This is a genomic window from Kaistella polysaccharea (genome assembly GCF_020410745.1).
GTDB classification, from domain to species: domain Bacteria; phylum Bacteroidota; class Bacteroidia; order Flavobacteriales; family Weeksellaceae; genus Kaistella; species Kaistella polysaccharea.
Genome location: NZ_CP084528.1, coordinates 563872 through 579969, shown reverse-complemented (window position 1 = coordinate 579969; position 16098 = coordinate 563872). Strand labels below are relative to the sequence as shown.

The window sequence follows — 16098 nt, the reverse complement described above, 5'->3', positions numbered from 1 at the left end:
AAAAAGCCGATTTAAAAACCGGCTTCTTATTTTTTTCCATTATTTGTGCGTTAATGATAGGACAAAAATAGACTTTAAAGCAACACATAAAAAGAGTTAAATCACCCTTTTTTCAGTCTAATTCGTGTTTTATAGCAAACAAAACAATACCGACACGCGTTTTTACATTGAGTTTTGCAAATACAGAATCTCTGTATCCATCTACAGTTCTGGGGCTCACAAACATTTGCTCCGCAATTTCTTTATAAGTAAGTTCTGAGCATGAGTGCCGAATAAATTCCAATTCTCTATCTTTCAGTGTATTAGTGATTTCTTGCGTTGCTTTTTCTTCTGTTTTTATTTTAAGAAGACTTTGGGTAACAATGTCCGTGTAAAAAATCCCTTTTTCATGAACAATATTAATGGCACTAAAAAGAATATCGGGTGACATATCTTTTAATAAATACCCTTTTGCACCAGCTTTCAACATATTAATAATAGTGGTCTCATTATCTTCCATCGTCAAAGCAATAACCTTAATTTCAGGATAATTCGCGGTAATTTCTGCGGTGGTTTCAATACCGTTTTTTTTGGGCATATTAATGTCCATCAGCACAACCTCGGGCATTATCGTTTGTACCGCCAGTTTCTCCAAAAAATCCTCGCCATTAAAACAATTCATCACCACTTTAAAACTCGGATTGAAAGAGATCATGTTTTCCAATGCCTTTGAGACTAACTTGTGATCGTCGACTATTGCTACTTTTATCCTTTCCATGGTGAGGGTTTTTGATAGGTGATTGTAATTTCAGTTCCGCGTGCGGCAGTAGATCTAATTCTGAAATTAGCATTGATAATTTTTGCTCTGTTTTTAATGTTTTTCAGTCCGCTGCCGTCCGCTTTGTTTTCTGGATTAAAGCCTATTCCATAATCATTAATAAAAATTTCTATGAAATTTAATTCATCTTTAACCTTGATGACCAAATTATTGGATTTTGCATGTTTTATGACATTATTGATGCATTCTTGTATAATTCTGAATAATATTAAAGCATGATCAGGACTAATTTCCAATCCATGATTATTGATATCGTATTTTACCTTTAACAATTCCAGACGTTCAATTCGAAAAATTTCCCTTTCCAGAGATTCAACAAATCCAAAATGTTTAACCTGCGTACTGATAAAAACTTTCGATAAATTTCTAATGTCCTGTATGCACTCGCCAATTAGAAGATTTACTTCTTTCGCAATTTGATCTTTTTCGCGGTCGCCTGCCAAAATTATTTTATTAGTCATTAATCTTGCTACCGATAATTTCTGACCCAAATCATCATGAAGTTCCTGACCGATATAATTGAGCGTTTGTTCTTTAATTTCTACCTGCGATATGGCCAGTTCCTGTTCGAAATGTGCGTCTTTTCGTTGCTGTGATAATATAAGCTGTGACTTTTTTTTAATAAAAATACCATACACCATTATCATCATTACGATAACGAGTAGTACAATGAATGTGGTGATTACCAATAAAAAATCAATTTCGGAAAGGTTCACGTTTCTTCTTTAATTTATTTCCATAAAATATGCCCGTAATTAAGATTGAATAACCAAGAATATTTATAAGAAATAAAATTATGAAAAATATATTGACATTCATCACATTAACAAGGGAATGGCTGATTATTAGTAGTGGGGTAATTCCCAAATATAAAGCCATCATACCAATACAGACCCAAAAAGGATAGTACGACTTGATATTGAGAATTTTATCGGAATTAAAGGTTTCCCGTAAAACCAGGAAAATATTTACGACGAGTAAAATTAACTCCGTAAAATAAAAATTAAAAGGAAAAACCTTAAAAAAGTTTTTTGTAGTTACTGCGAAAATAAGGTAGCTGCTTACAAATATGATAAGCGTTACGAGATTGGTCTGCCTGGATTTTTCATTGTGTAAAATAATTCTGAAATATAAAAAATAGAGCAGAAATACGAAAAAATTTACCGCCACCGAATAAATGGGAGCGCTATTAAATTTCGGATTATCGAGGCGCATTGTTAAAATATAAGTGTCAGTAAAAAACACAATACCCGCTGCAATGATCAGGTAGAAAATTCCATTTCCTAATTTCTTTCTCTTTACAATGAGCAGGACAAAATACATGAGAATAAAAACGAGTTGTACATAACCCGCGGCATCCCTATTCCATTCAATCATAATTAAAGTTTATGGTGGACAAAGTTGCCCAAAATTCAAACCTGGTAAATCTTTTTCGTCCTCGGTTCTCTGTGGAGATATCATTGAATCAGGTTCGATAGATGTTGCAGAAAAGAATACTGTTTGATATCCCAGGTATGCCGGATCTAATTTTTCATTAAATCTTTCTTCCGGATATTTTCCCAGATTTACACGTATTCCTTTATTTTTAATTCCCTTTTTTTCCAATCCTTCTCGGATCACATTAATATAATCCTGTAGAACTTCTAAGTCAAAGGTATAGTATTTTGAATCAGGTTTATCGTGTTTTCTGCTATTGTTAATGACCGCGTAATTTGTGCGTTCGTATTCTTTCGCAAGAATCTGGCAATCCTCGCCAGTTATTAAATGTTTTTCTAAATCACTCATCTCGCAAATTTAAAATTAAAACATCTTACTAAATAGGTGAAATCACCCTAATTTAGAATAAAAAAGTTTTAAGAAATGTGTCATTTGTCACTTTGGAGGTCAGTTTTAAAAGCAGTAATTTTGTGCTCGGAAACTTTTACTCTTTCAACAAAGAATTTTTAAACACTATTATGCAGGAAATTACAGGTCTTCAAGGGAGATATAATGATGTTATTAAAACTTTACCAGAAAATGTCCAGTTAGTTGCAGTTTCGAAAACACACGAATCAAATACTATAAAACAAGTTTACGATTTAGGTCAGCGTGTGTTCGGCGAAAATAAGGTTCAAGAATTGGTTGAAAAATACGACGTTTTGCCAAAAGATATTCAGTGGCATTTGATCGGTCACCTTCAAACCAATAAAGTGAAATATATCGCTGAATTTATAAACACTATTCAAAGTGTAGATTCTAGAAAGATTTTACAAGAAATTAACAAACAGGCCGAAAAATATAACCGTACAATTAACATTTTACTTCAGGTGAAAATTGCGGAAGAAGAAACTAAATATGGCCTTGAAATTCATGAGGTTAAAGAACTTTTCCAGGAATATGTAGCTGGAAATTTTAAAAATGTCAAAGTTCTTGGTTTGATGGGAATGGCAACTTTCACAGATGATCATCGGCAAGTTGAAAAGGAATTTACCATGTTGAATAATTTATTCGAACAACTATCTCGACAGCAACCATTATCAATACTTTCTATGGGCATGAGCAATGACTATGAGGTTGCAATTGGGTGTGGCGCAAATTCAGTTCGTATTGGTTCGGCAATTTTCGGGCAACGGTAGACAGAAAAGCAGGCTTGTTGGGTACGATTTTTGCTTACTACGTTGCTCATTATAATTACTTTAAATAAAAAATCCATAAAATTTTACTAATGCAGAAAATCTTAATTGTTGAAGATGAAAAGGCTATTTCAGGAGTGTTGCAAAGCATTCTTTCGGAGGAACTCCCTGAATATGAATTCGTGATTGCAGACGACGGTTTAGAAGGCTTCAAACAAATTGAAAAAGAGGATTTCGCCCTGGTGGTTTCCGATATTAAAATGCCAAAGATTTCAGGTACGGAATTGTTGAAACAATCTTTACAGGTGAAACCAGACACCACTTTTGTAATGATTTCTGGCCACGCTGATATTGATACTGCTGTAGATTGTCTGAAGGACGGAGCCTACGACTTTATTTCCAAACCAATTGACATTAACCGTTTGATCACAAGTGTGCGAAATGCGTTAGATAAAAGAAATTTGCAGAAAACCAATCAGCACCTAAAAACCGAAAATTCGACGCTGAAAAAAAAGGTTAACAAAAAATATCAGATGATCGGTGAATCTCCAGCTTTAAAGAAGATTCAGGACATGATTGAAAAAGTAGCAGCTTCAGACGCCCGCGTTTTAATTACCGGTCCAAATGGCGCAGGAAAAGAACTCGTGGCTCACGCGATTCATGCTCAGAGTGACCGAAGCAAAGGACCCATGATTGAAGTAAATTGTGCGGCAATTCCGTCGGAACTTATTGAATCAGAATTATTTGGCCATGTTAAAGGAAGCTTTACTGGAGCTATAAAAGATAAACAGGGGAAATTTGAGCTTGCTAATAATGGAACAATTTTCCTGGATGAAATTGGCGATATGTCCTTGATTGCGCAGGCGAAAGTTTTGCGAGCGCTACAAGAAAGTAAAGTTTCACCTGTCGGAAGTGACAAGGAAATAAAAGTAGATGTACGTGTTTTAGCGGCTACCAATAAAAATATGCAGAAAGAGATTGCTGAAGGTAAATTTCGGGAAGATCTCTACCACCGTCTATCGGTAATCGAAATTTATGTACCCTCTCTGGATGAAAGAAAAGATGATATTCAGTTATTGGTTAAGCATTTCGCAAAGGTTATTTCAGATGAACATGGTACAGCGCTCAAAACATTTGATGATAAAGCGATCACCGCTTTGAAAAATTTCACTTGGACTGGAAACATTCGCGAGTTGCGAAATGTTGTTGAACGTTTAATTATTTTAGGGTCTAATCCTGTAAGCGCTGAGGATGTAGAAAGTTTTGTTCGTAAATAAGATAGAATAAAGTTAAACTTATCATTATAAATTAAGACCAGCGTATTTTTACGCTGGTCTTTTTTTTATGTTTACAAGTGTTTTTTTAGAATTATTTTTGAGAAATTGATAAGTTCAAAAAAAGTTTTGGCATCTAATATGCATTTGAAAACGTGTTGAAATTGAATTCTCAATTCAATATTTCTCCAAAATTTTCATTAAAACACTAAATTAAATATATTATTATGGCAAAGAAAACAACAACACCAAAAGGAAAAATTGCTCCCAAAGCTGACGCAGCCGACAAGCTTAGAGATTTTATGGTTGACGGTTTAAAAGATTTATACTGGGCAGAAAAAGCTCTTGTGAAAAATTTACCAAAAATGGCCAAGAATGCTACTTCTCAACATCTGAAAACAGCAATTCAAGGACATTTAAAAGAAACTGAAGGTCAGGTAAAACGTTTGGAGAGTGCATTTAAAGCTTTAAAATTAAAACCACAAGCTGTAAAATGCGATGCAATGGATGGTTTAGTTAAAGAAGCAAAAGGCATAATGGAAGAAACTGAGCCAGGTGCAGTACGTGATGCGGCAATTATTGCAGCAGCACAGAAAGTTGAACATTATGAAATTGCATCTTACGGTACACTAGCAACTTACGCGAAACTTCTTGGGGAGAAAGATGTTTTGAAACTTTTATTAGAGACATTGAAAGAAGAAAAAACATGCGACAAAGATTTGACGAAGTTGGCAAAAACTGAAATCAACATCAAAGCAAAATAATTTGTAAGCGGCCATGTGCCGCTTTTATTTTCTAAAATAAGGTTAATTTATATTGAAATTTTACTAAAGATTTCTTCACTAATTAACCGTTTAATTAAAATCATTATTATGTCAAATTTATCCAATATAAAAATAGCAGTTCTAGCCGCAGATGGTTACGAACAATCTGAACTCGACAGCCCCGTTAAAGCTTTGAAAGATGCGGGAGCAACCATTGAAATTATTTCCTTAAAGTCTGGGGAGATTAAATCAATGAAAGATCACCAATGGAGTGATTCAGTTTCTGTCGATAAAACCGTAAAAGAAGCAAAAGCGGATTCTTACGATGCTTTGCTTTTACCAGGAGGCGTTATTAATCCTGATGCTGTTCGTGCAAACAAAGACGCGGTACAATTTGTAAAGGATTTCTTCAATGCTGAAAAACCTGTAGCTGCAATTTGTCATGGACCGCAGACATTGATCAATGCTGAAGTTCTAAAAGGCAAAAAAATGACTTCTTATGAATCAATTTCTGAAGATTTAAAAAATGCAGGTGCAAACTGGGTAGACGAAGAAGTTGTTACCGATGGAAATTTAACGACGAGCCGTTCACCTGAAGATTTGCCAGCTTTTAATGCTAGAATTATTGAAGAATTCGGAAAGTAAATTGTATAAATTTTAACCTCATGGACCCAAAAATTCCACCCCAGTTCGACGGTGCGCAAAGTGATGCTTCTTCTGAAATGGTATTTGCTAATGAAGCAGCAGCGATTGAACATTTTAAATTGGTACGCAAACGTTTCCTCGATATTAATTCGTGGGAACTTTTTGCGGGCATAGAAAAAGCTGAATTCTCCCTCCGAGATGAAAATGGAAAGTTGAGTTTATTGCAGCCAAAAGTAAATGATCTGATTACCGTAAAAGTTCCGCTTCTACACAATTCCGAAGGTGGATACGATTGGGTGAGAATTGAGAAGTTTGAAGAAGAATATCAACCGGGATTTGAGTCTGTTTTTATCCAAGTTCGTCCAACGTACAACCCTCTTTTAGGAGGTAAAACGACGACGCACTTTTTAGATTCTCAGGCCACATCCAATTTTTTAATTAAAAGAGAAGGATCTAAAATTTCAGCGGAAGTTCATGCCAGAAATGAAATTCCAAATACGGATGACGAAAAATTAATGGAGAAAGTGCGTAATAAAATTGTGGCTTTAGGAGGAATGTTATTTGGAAGTAAAATGCAATGGGACGGCCTTACCAATGGTTTACTAAAAAATGAAGACAAATAAATTATATATCGGTTGTTCTTCTTTCTCTGTCGGATATTGGAAAGGAATATTTTATCCGGAAAATTTGCCTTCCAAAGACTATTTAAGTTACTACGCTGCTCATTTAAAAGCAATAGAAATTAATTCGACATTTTATAGAAAACCGACGGCAAAAACTTTGGAAAAGTGGAAAGAAAGTACGCCAGACGATTTTAAGTTTTTTATCAAAATTCCAAAAACCATAACTCATATTAGTCGCTTGGAAGATACTTTTGAAATGACTGCAAATTTTTGCAAACATATTGCAGATGGACTTCAGGATAAACTGGCTGGTTTTCTCTTTCAATTGTCGCCGTCTTTTAAAAATACACCTGAAAATTTAGAAAAAGTTGTAAAGACTGTCGATCACCGGTTTTTAAATGTGGTAGAATTCCGACATGAATCTTGGTGGAATTCCGAAATTCAAAATACTTTAAAGGAAAATAATATCATATTTTGTGGAGTTTCTATCCCGAAAAATATTCCCGATGACTTTATAAGTAATAATGAATGTTTCGCTTATTACCGACTTCATGGTGTGCCTGAAATGTTTAAATCGTCTTACTCTGAGGAGCAACTGCAAAAATTAGCAAACGATCTTGAAAATTTTAAAGGCACTTTATTTATCTTTTTTAATAATACCTACGGAACTGCGGGAATTAAAAATGCACTTCATTTGCAACACATTTCAAGTGATGGGTAGCAAGATAGCTGTTCTCATTAAAAGGTATTAAAACTTAAAAATGCGATTGGAATTAATGTAGAAAGTTTGCTGTAAATTTGCCGCAGATTTTTTTATAATTATGCAAATTCTAAATCCCGTACTTTCCAAAAGATTATTTACGCTTGCCCTTCCCGTAATGATCACTCAGGTTGGTCAAGTTTCTGTTCAGCTTTTTGACAATATTATGGTTGGAAAACTTTTGGGTGCAGATGCTTTGGCCTCGGTGTCACTTGCAAATGGGGTTTTTTTTTCTATTTTCGTTTTGGCCTTAGGTTTTTCTCTCGCCATACCTCCCTTAGTTTCAGAAGCACATTCTCAAAATGATCACACCACCATTAATCGGGTTTTTCGCCACGGCTTTGTGGTCAATATGCTTATTGGTGTTGCGTTAGTTATTTTGATGCTTTTAGCAATGCCTTTATTGTATCATCTCAACCAGCCTGAAAAAATTCTTCCGGATACAGAAAGCTATCTTAGAATTACCATTATCAGTATTATTCCCTTCATGGCGTTTCAAACCATGCGCGAAGTTTCGGAAGGTTTAAGTTTTACCATAGGAGTTACGAAAGCGACTATTATTGCGAATGTGATCAATATTGTGCTGAATTACATTTTTATTAAAGGAGTTGGTATGGATTCGCTGGGAGTTGATGGTTCGGCCTACGCCTCTTTTATTGCCAGAATTTTTATGGTTGTTTTTCTGTTTGTCGTGATGAAAAAGCATCCTACGACGAAAAGGTATATGGATAATTTCAGTTTGAAAGCTAAATTATTTCAAAAGAAAATGTTCCGAAAATTAATTACTTTAGGATTGCCGACCGCTTTACAAATGTTTTTTGAAGTAACTGCCTTTGCGGGAGCAGCATTTATTTGCGGATTGATTTCTGCCAATGATATTGCTTCGCATCAAATTGCATTGTCGATGGCGTCGTTTACGTTTAATCTCAGTATCGGTTTCAGTGTTGCATCAACCGTGATGATTGGGCGTAAAGCCGGCGAACGTGATTTCGTAGGTTTGCAGCAAGTAGGAATTAACAATCTGAAAATCGTCTTTATATTTATGGTTTTTTGTGGATTGTTCTTTATTTTCGGACGTAATGTTTTACCCACTTTCTTTACAAAAGCAGAAGATGTGGAAGTTATTTTATTGGCGTCCAAACTATTAATTATAGCAGCTTTATTCCAGTTATCAGATGGTGTTCAAGTTGTTGCTTTGGGAATTTTAAGAGGGATTCAGGATGTTAAAATCCCGTCCCTGATTACTTTTGTAGCATATTGGATTATTACAATTCCTTTAGGATATTTTCTTTGTGTTACCTTAGAAATGGGCGCCTGGGGAATGTGGATCGCACTTGGATTAGGACTAACTATTTCCGCCGTTTTCCTAGTTATCAGGTTCTTTAAACTTTCACAAAGAAAAATAGATGCTAATTTAAAGGTTAGTTAATGATTTGATTAAACAATCTTTTATCGAAAATTAGTATTTAAAATACCATAAAAAAACCGCTTCAGAAATAATCTGAAGCGGTTTTTAAATAGTCAATGAATTGGTGAAATTTAGAATTCAACTTCATTTTCTGGATGAAGATGTTCATAATCCTCAACCATCAAATTTTGATAATTTTCTTTTTCCTTGTTGGCAAATCGATCTTCTAATTTTACTACGATATAGTACACTACAGGAACGATAATTAATGTTAGGAATAAGGATGATAATAAACCACCGATAATTACGATGGCTAAACCGTTGTTCATACCGGCAGCCGCGCCAGAAGCTAATGCAATAGGCAGCATTCCAAAGACCATCGCAATTGTCGTCATCAAAATCGGACGAAGTCTCGCATGATTGGCCTGAATTAAAGCATTATTAATGGTCTCCCCTTTTTCCATTCTGTGGTTCGTGAAATCTACCAGTAAAATCGCATTTTTCGCTACCAGACCGATCAACATAATTACTCCAAGAATCGTAAAGATATTTAAACTTTGGTTGGTTAAAGCCAACGCCCAAAGTGCCCCAATAAACGATAACGGAATGGAAAATAGAACGATAAATGGTTTTACAAAGTCATTGTAAAGAACGACCATAATCATATAAACCAACAAGATCGCAGCCAATAGACCTACTCCAAGGGTTCCAAAACCTTCACTTTGGTTTTCCATGTTTCCGCCCCAAATCCAACTGACACCAGCAGGTTTTTTAATATTAGCAATTTTTTCTTCCCATTCTGCGGCAACTGTTCCTGTCGTTTTCCCCACAACCTGCGAGTTAATTGTTACAGAAGGTGCTCTGTCATAACGCTCTAATAATGCAGGACCAGACGAATTGGTAATCGATGCAAACTGAGAAAGTTGAACTTTCATTCCAGCACTATTAATGAAGTTGATGTTCTTCACATCATCGATATTTTTTCGATAAGCTTCATCCAAAATAATGTTGATATCGTATTCATTATTACCGGTTCTAAATTTATTAGAATCGTTACCACTAAATGCAGTTCTTAAAGTTTGTCCAACTGTAGCCACGTTTAATCCTAATAGCGCCATTTTATCGCGGTCTACGCTCACCATAATTTCCGGATTTCCATCTGTTACAGAAAGATCAACTTCGGAAGAACCATCGATAGATTTCAATTGTGCTTCTACCTGTTTCGCATATGCCATTACTTCTGGCAAATTTGGTCCAATAACGGTCATCTGCAATGGAGCCTGTTCTGGTCCCATGAAGCCGATCGGCACCGTTTTAATTTTAGCACCAACCAATTCTTTTTCCAAAGCACGTTTGATTCTTGCCGCGTAAACTTTCGAAGTCGCATTTCTTTCCGACTGATCGATTAATTTCAAACTGATTTCTGACTTGTAATTGGTTGCTTGCGCGCCGCCCATTCCATCACTCGATTGGCCAACAGTTGTAATCATGCTTGTGATTGCAGGATCTTTTTTAAGAAAAGCTTCTGCTTTCTGTGTCATAAAGTTTGTTTCTTCCAGAGAAACATCTTTCGGCATTTCGATTTGAACCAGAAATTCTCCTTTGTCTGAGGCGGGAAAGAAATCTGTACCGATATACCCAAAAACCATCAATAATATACTGGAGGCAAAGAGGAATAAAACGATAAGAAAAGTTTTGATTTTGTGACCTAAACTCCACGTTAAAATTCCAGTGATGAAATTCGTGAATCTTGTTAAACCTGCTTCGAATTTGTAGATAATTTTTCCAAATAAGGAATCTTTACTGATCAAATCGAGTTTTCCGTATCTTGAATAAAGCCATGGAACTATGGTGAATGATACTAATAAAGACAATAAAGTAGCAATAATAACCGTGACACAGAATTGTCTAATAATATCTGATACCAAACCATTACTAACAGCAATTGGTAAGAATACAACCACGATAACCAAGGTAATTGCGGTAACGGTAAAACCAATTTCAGAGGCACCGTCATAAGCTGCTCGAACTTTATTTTTTCCCATTTCCATGTGACGGTGAATATTCTCAATAACAACAATCGCGTCATCAACCAAAATACCTACAACAAGAGATAGTCCCAGTAAACTCATTAAGTTTAATGAATATCCTAAAAGATTTAATCCAATAAAAGTAGCGATCAATGATGTCGGGATGGCAACCATTACAATCAAAGCGTTTCGGAAACTGTGAAGGAAAAATAACATTACAAATGCTACCAATCCTACCGCGATAAATAAATCTTTGATTACCGCATTTGCCGCTTCCAACGTAAATAAAGAAGTATCTTTTGCAATATTTACCTTTAGATTCTGCGCTTTATACTGTGTTTCTAAAAGCGCAACTTTCGCACGAACGCGTTCACTTACTTCCACCGCATTTGCGTCTGTTTGTTTTTGAACCTGTAACAAAATCGTGGTTTGCTGATCTACGCGCGCAATTTTATCGGTTTCTTTTTGCGTGTCTTGGACCTCAGCAATATCAGAAAGTTTTACATTCTGCCCATTAACCGACGAAACAATAAGATTTCTCAATTCGTCTACTGTTTTAATTTTACCAGAAAGTCGAATTAAAGTACTGTTTTCTCGGGTTTTCAAACTTCCTGTAGGAAAGTCAAGATTCGAAGTTGCAATAACCTGTTGAACCTGCGGAATTGTTAAACCATAACCTTCCAGTTTATATTGGTCCAGATTAACACGGATTTCTCTTTCCTGTCCGCCAATAATATTAATTTGCGCAACTCCTTGAATTCGGGAAAATTCGGGTTGAATTTTTTGATCAATTAAGTCATAAAGTTCACTTTGCGTAAGGTTTGCGGTAATTCCCATACTCACAATTGGCGCATCGGAAAGGGAGAATTGCGAAAGCGACGGCTCATCAATATCTTCTGGAAGATCTGAGCGTATTGCATTAATTTTCCTTTGAGCTTCATTCAGTGCGAAATCAACATCTGCTTCATTATTAAATTGAATGATAACAACAGAAAGACTTTCGTAAGATTTAGACTGTATTTTTTTTATTCCTTCTAATGAAGAAACTGCGTCTTCAATTTTTCTGGAGACTGTACTTTCAACCTCTGAAGGCGAAGCTCCGGGATAAATTGTTGATATCGTTACTACCTTTACTTCAAATTTCGGAATCAGTTCATAGTTCAATTGCTTGTAACTGAACAGTCCTCCAATAATTAATAAGGCAAGCATTACGATGACCACACTTGGTCGTTTAATCGATACTTCTACTAATTTCATATTCTATTTTAATCGATTATTTTAAAATTCTGATTTTCGTTTTGTCGGAAAGATTGATTTGGCCGCTGGTTACAATAACATCTCCTTCATTTAAACCGCTTACAACTTCTACTTTGTCACCGTAATTGGTACCAGCCTGTACTTTGGTCAAATAAGCAATATTGTCTTTCACAACAAATATTAAATTGTCACTTACACTTCCTACAAAGGCATCGCGCGGAACAACTAATACCGTATTTTCTCCTTTATTGTTGAACATTGCACTTCCGTACATTCCCGCTCTCAGTTTATTGAAACTGTTCGGAACCGTTATTTCCACGGGAAATTTTAAAGCTCCTGAGGCGGATGGTGCGATAAAAGTGATTCTACCTTCGACCGTTCCCTCAATAACATCTGGTTTTACTTGTACTATATTTCCTACTGCAAGTTGGCTAACTAAAGATTGATCAACATCTACCTTCAACTTTACGGATGATATATCCACAATCTCGATAATTGGTGTTCCAGGCGCTAAAACCGCCCCTACTTCTACCAATTTCTGATTGACAATTCCGCTAATTTTTGAAATAATATTGGTGTCTCCAGATTGAAGTTGCGCTGATTGAACTTGTGATCTCGCATTTTTTACCTGAAGTCTTGCCTGATCCAATTGCAACGCAGTCACACCACCCGTTTTATAAGCGGCTTCATATCGGCTTAATGCAGATTGCGCCTGGGCTAAATTGGCTTTTGCATTGCCAACGTTGACGTTTAATTTTTCTCCGGCAAGTCTACCGATGCTTTGTCCGGCTCTTACATAACTGCCTTCTTTAACATTCAGCGCGATTAATTGTCCATTAATTTCAGACGCAATCATACTTTGTTTGTTTGGTAAGAAAGTACCATTCACTGTAAACTCACCACTAATCTTTTCTGTTTTTACTACTGCAGTTCTTACGGCGACATCGGCGTTCGTCTCTGCAACAATAGCAACCTCAGCTTGGTTTTTCTTTTTATTATTTTGAAGAATTAAAAAAAGTCCGCCCGCTATAACGATGATGGCTATGATTGTAATTAAAGTTCTCTTTTTCATTTCCGTAGTTTATTATTTAAGTGTATTGAGTTTCCCCTGTGATTTTAAAAGTTCAATTTCCGCAAGTTTATAATCTAATCTTGCTCTTGTAAGGTTATTTTTTGCATCAGTAAGATCTTTTTCAGCATCTAAAATGTCATTAAGAGTTGCCAAACCATATTTGTAATTGGCTCTGGTATTTGATAAAACTTCTTCTGCCAGTTTTAAGTTCTCTTTCTGAATATCAATGCTGGTCATATTATTCGTCAGCAAAGTGATTGCATTTTTATGCGCCAGGTCTAAGCCTAATTTGGTTTCTTCATAATCAATTTGCGCTTTTTCAATATCTATTTGATTAAGTTCTACTCGAGATTTTGTTGCAAATCCATTAAAAATGGGAACATTTATTTGTAAACCTATGGAGGCGAGATCAGACCAGTAAACTCCGTTTTTCGATCCATTCCAGAGTGGAAATTTTTCACCTTGTCCCAGAAATCCGTAATTAGCGGTAAGTCCCACCGTTGGGTAATATTCTGCTTCGGTTGCTTTTTTCTGCCAGGACAACAACTCTAATTGTTTGTTAACAAGTTTAAGTTCTGTTCTATTATCAAAGTTTCCGGGATCGTTATCTGGTAAAATTGCCGGATCAAATGTTTCTTCAGGTAAAGTGATTTCCTCATTCATTGGCATTCCAATCATAAATTTCAATGCATTCTCACTCAGTTGTACCGCATTGATTAATTGCTGTTGCGTTGATGTAAGATTATTTCTGGCGACAGAAGTTCGGTCGTAATCAATTTTTCGGGCGAGACCGGCATCATACAAACCTTTAATAATTTTACTGGTCTGATTTGTTATTTCCAAATTATCTTCAGCAGTCTTAAGCATTTGTTCACTTTGGTAAACGTTGTAATATGCATTTGCAACTTTTTCAATAATTTGTTCGTTCGTAAGTTCTGCGTTAATGAGATAAAACTCTTTGGTGCTTTTTGCTGCTTTTAAACCCGTGAAAACTGCCTGATTAAAAAGAACCTGAGAAAGTTGTACATTATTACTCGACGTCCATTTTTGTCCGAAGGCAACTTTTACCTGTTGTCCAGGTTGTCCAAATATTTCTCCCGGTAAAACAGTTTCCTGTTGCAAGGGATTATAAGTGGTATTACTCGAAAAAGAGATGTTAGGATAGGCTCGAGATTTCGTTTCTGCTATTTGAGCATCTCCTTTTCTAATGTCTAACAGGGCTTTTTTTGCATCTGCTTTATTTTCTAAAGCATAAGAAATGGCGTCCGACAAAGTAAGAACTTTTGCTTCCTGCCCGAAGATTACTCCTCCACAGAAAAGAAGACTTAGTGCTACTTTCTTCATATTAATAATTTATTTTTTTTAAAATTTCTTTTCCTTTTTCCGTAGTGATCGCGTTCATATAAAGATTCATGGTTTCATGCTTATAGTTATTTTTATCAATAGAACTTACATCAATAAATGGGGAACTCTCTAATGACATAATGAGCTGAAAAAATATTTTTGCGTACACTTCTGCATCGAAGTTTGTACGGTAATACCCCTGCGATCTCCCTTTCTCTATATTATGAATCATCACTTCTGAAAATTTTTCAGAAAATTCACGCATATGTTTATTGAAAATTGCGGGATAGTATTTAATGAGTTGCTTAATGAGGATGCTGTTGTTAGAATCAGCCACATTATCAATTTGCTCATCGCGACAAAACATTCGTTCCACGGCATTTTCGATCTGAGTTTCCAAATATCGAAGTCGGGTAATAATCTCTTCCAGTTTAAAATGAAGAACAGCTTCTATAAGCTCTTCTTTATTCTTATACTTTACGTAAAGTGTTTTTTTGGAAATACCAAAAGACCGGGAAATATCATCCATTGTGAGGGTCTTTGCGCCATTTTCCAAAAAAAGCTCCGACGCTTTCATTAAAAATTCTTTATTTTCTTCCATAATTCGGGTGCAAATGTACAAAAGAAAACTAAGAAACAAAAATAGTTTCCTAGTTTTTTTAAATATAATAGATGAAACTAAATCATTGTAATATGAAATAAGGTAGAAATTCTATATTTTAGTTCTTCACTTAAATTCAATAGTACATAGGTGAATACTATTAAAACGAAAAAAGCAGATTACAAAATCTGCTTCATTTATATTTATTTAAAATTGAAATTTAAGTTTCAACCAAATGATTGTCTAACGCAAATTTCACCAAGCGCGATGAATTGCTGATGTTAAATTTTAACATGATGTTTCTCCGGTGAGATTCTACAGTATGCGGACTTATAAATAATTTTTCAGCAATTTCTTTGGAGCGTAAACCTTCACATACTAAATTCAACACCTCTTTTTCCCGGCGTGTTATTTCCGTAGGTAAATCACTTTTAAGATGCTGGGAACCTTCTTGACTACACATGTAATTAACGAGCATATTTTTAACGTCATCGGTTATATATACTTTTCCGTCAATCACCTGAGCTAAAGCTTCTCTAAATTCCTCACTGCTTACCTTGCTACCCAAGTAACACTTAATCCCTTTATCAAAAAACGATTTAATATCATTCACCTCAACATCTAAAGAATGAATCATAATTTTTACGGAAGGATTGATGTCACGAAATTTGTCGATCAAATCTCTAATTACATTACTCGTTAGATCTGAAGAATTTAAAATTAAAACCGTGTCTTCATTTTGAATTAATTGTGGAATTATATTTAGCTCGGAAATGGCTTCAATGTCGTAATTTGTCGTGAGTATTTCTGTGCCTAAAAAAGATTGCATCATGCCAAGATTAAGGTGATGGCTATCATAAAGAATAATTTTGCGTTTCATGATCTGTAGTT

16 protein-coding genes are annotated in these 16098 nt (G+C 35.3%); 7 read left to right on the top strand and 9 right to left on the bottom strand.

The genetic code is table 11. The annotated features are described in order from the left end of the window. Positions 1 to 112: 112 nt before the first annotated feature. From LC814_RS02520 to LC814_RS02505, 4 genes are read right to left on the bottom strand one after another with little or no spacing between them, the layout of a single operon-like run. The gene (locus tag LC814_RS02520; RefSeq protein WP_226064782.1) at positions 113 to 757 is read right to left on the bottom strand and encodes a response regulator transcription factor; all 645 of its coding nucleotides are present in this window, start codon (positions 755 to 757) and stop codon (positions 113 to 115) included. Continuing rightward, positions 745 to 1533 carry a sensor histidine kinase gene (locus LC814_RS02515; RefSeq protein ID WP_226064781.1) on the bottom strand — a complete coding sequence of 263 codons (789 nt, stop codon included), beginning with the start codon at positions 1531 to 1533 and terminating at the stop codon, positions 745 to 747. Before LC814_RS02515 ends, LC814_RS02520 begins: the two co-directional genes overlap by 13 nt. Continuing rightward, a complete protein-coding gene (locus LC814_RS02510) occupies positions 1514 to 2194 on the bottom strand; it encodes a hypothetical protein (protein WP_226064780.1) in 681 nt (226 codons plus the stop codon). The genes LC814_RS02515 and LC814_RS02510 overlap by 20 nt, the downstream gene beginning before the upstream one ends. Positions 2195 to 2203: 9 nt before the next feature. After that, positions 2204 to 2602, bottom strand: coding sequence for a hypothetical protein (locus tag LC814_RS02505; RefSeq protein WP_226064779.1), 399 nt, complete (start codon positions 2600 to 2602; stop codon positions 2204 to 2206). Positions 2603 to 2772: 170 nt separating this feature from the next. Between LC814_RS02505 and LC814_RS02500 the strand changes: the two genes are divergently transcribed. The 7 genes from LC814_RS02500 (at position 2773) to LC814_RS02470 (ending at position 8924) form a co-directional block, all read left to right on the top strand. After that, positions 2773 to 3432: a YggS family pyridoxal phosphate-dependent enzyme gene (locus LC814_RS02500; protein WP_226064778.1), complete on the top strand. Its 660-nt coding sequence runs from the start codon at positions 2773 to 2775 to the stop codon at positions 3430 to 3432. Positions 3433 to 3521: 89 nt separating this feature from the next. Further along, entirely contained in the window at positions 3522 to 4706 is a 1185-nt protein-coding gene (locus LC814_RS02495) for a sigma-54-dependent transcriptional regulator (protein WP_226064777.1), read from the top strand. A 224-nt stretch (positions 4707 to 4930) separates the two neighbouring features. Beyond that, positions 4931 to 5467, top strand: coding sequence for a ferritin-like domain-containing protein (locus tag LC814_RS02490; protein WP_226064776.1), 537 nt, complete (start codon positions 4931 to 4933; stop codon positions 5465 to 5467). A gap of 108 nt (positions 5468 to 5575) precedes the next feature. After that, positions 5576 to 6112, top strand: a complete 537-nt coding sequence (locus LC814_RS02485) for a type 1 glutamine amidotransferase domain-containing protein (protein ID WP_226064775.1) — start codon at positions 5576 to 5578, stop codon at positions 6110 to 6112. Positions 6113 to 6132: 20 nt separating this feature from the next. Then, positions 6133 to 6735: a hypothetical protein gene (locus tag LC814_RS02480; protein WP_226064774.1), complete on the top strand. Its 603-nt coding sequence runs from the start codon at positions 6133 to 6135 to the stop codon at positions 6733 to 6735. Next, positions 6722 to 7456 carry a DUF72 domain-containing protein gene (locus LC814_RS02475; RefSeq protein ID WP_226064773.1) on the top strand — a complete coding sequence of 245 codons (735 nt, stop codon included), beginning with the start codon at positions 6722 to 6724 and terminating at the stop codon, positions 7454 to 7456. The genes LC814_RS02480 and LC814_RS02475 overlap by 14 nt, the downstream gene beginning before the upstream one ends. Positions 7457 to 7556: 100 nt before the next feature. Next, entirely contained in the window at positions 7557 to 8924 is a 1368-nt protein-coding gene (locus tag LC814_RS02470) for an MATE family efflux transporter (protein WP_226064772.1), read from the top strand. Positions 8925 to 9034: 110 nt separating this feature from the next. On the opposite strand, the gene LC814_RS02465 is transcribed toward LC814_RS02470, so the two are convergent. The 5 genes from LC814_RS02465 to LC814_RS02445 form a co-directional block, all read right to left on the bottom strand. After that, the gene (locus LC814_RS02465; RefSeq protein ID WP_226064771.1) at positions 9035 to 12190 is read right to left on the bottom strand and encodes an efflux RND transporter permease subunit; all 3156 of its coding nucleotides are present in this window, start codon (positions 12188 to 12190) and stop codon (positions 9035 to 9037) included. A 16-nt stretch (positions 12191 to 12206) separates the two neighbouring features. After that, positions 12207 to 13262 (bottom strand): efflux RND transporter periplasmic adaptor subunit, encoded by a 1056-nt coding sequence (locus LC814_RS02460; protein WP_226064770.1) that lies wholly within the window; start codon positions 13260 to 13262, stop codon positions 12207 to 12209. 12 nt (positions 13263 to 13274) lie between these two features. Then, on the bottom strand, positions 13275 to 14606 hold the full coding sequence (locus LC814_RS02455) for a TolC family protein (protein WP_226064769.1): 1332 nt from the start codon (positions 14604 to 14606) through the stop codon (positions 13275 to 13277). Between the two features lies 1 nt (position 14607). Continuing rightward, positions 14608 to 15207, bottom strand: a complete 600-nt coding sequence (locus LC814_RS02450; protein ID WP_226064768.1) for a TetR/AcrR family transcriptional regulator — start codon at positions 15205 to 15207, stop codon at positions 14608 to 14610. A gap of 220 nt (positions 15208 to 15427) precedes the next feature. Then, on the bottom strand, positions 15428 to 16087 hold the full coding sequence (locus LC814_RS02445; protein ID WP_226064767.1) for a response regulator transcription factor: 660 nt from the start codon (positions 16085 to 16087) through the stop codon (positions 15428 to 15430). Positions 16088 to 16098 lie beyond the last annotated feature (11 nt).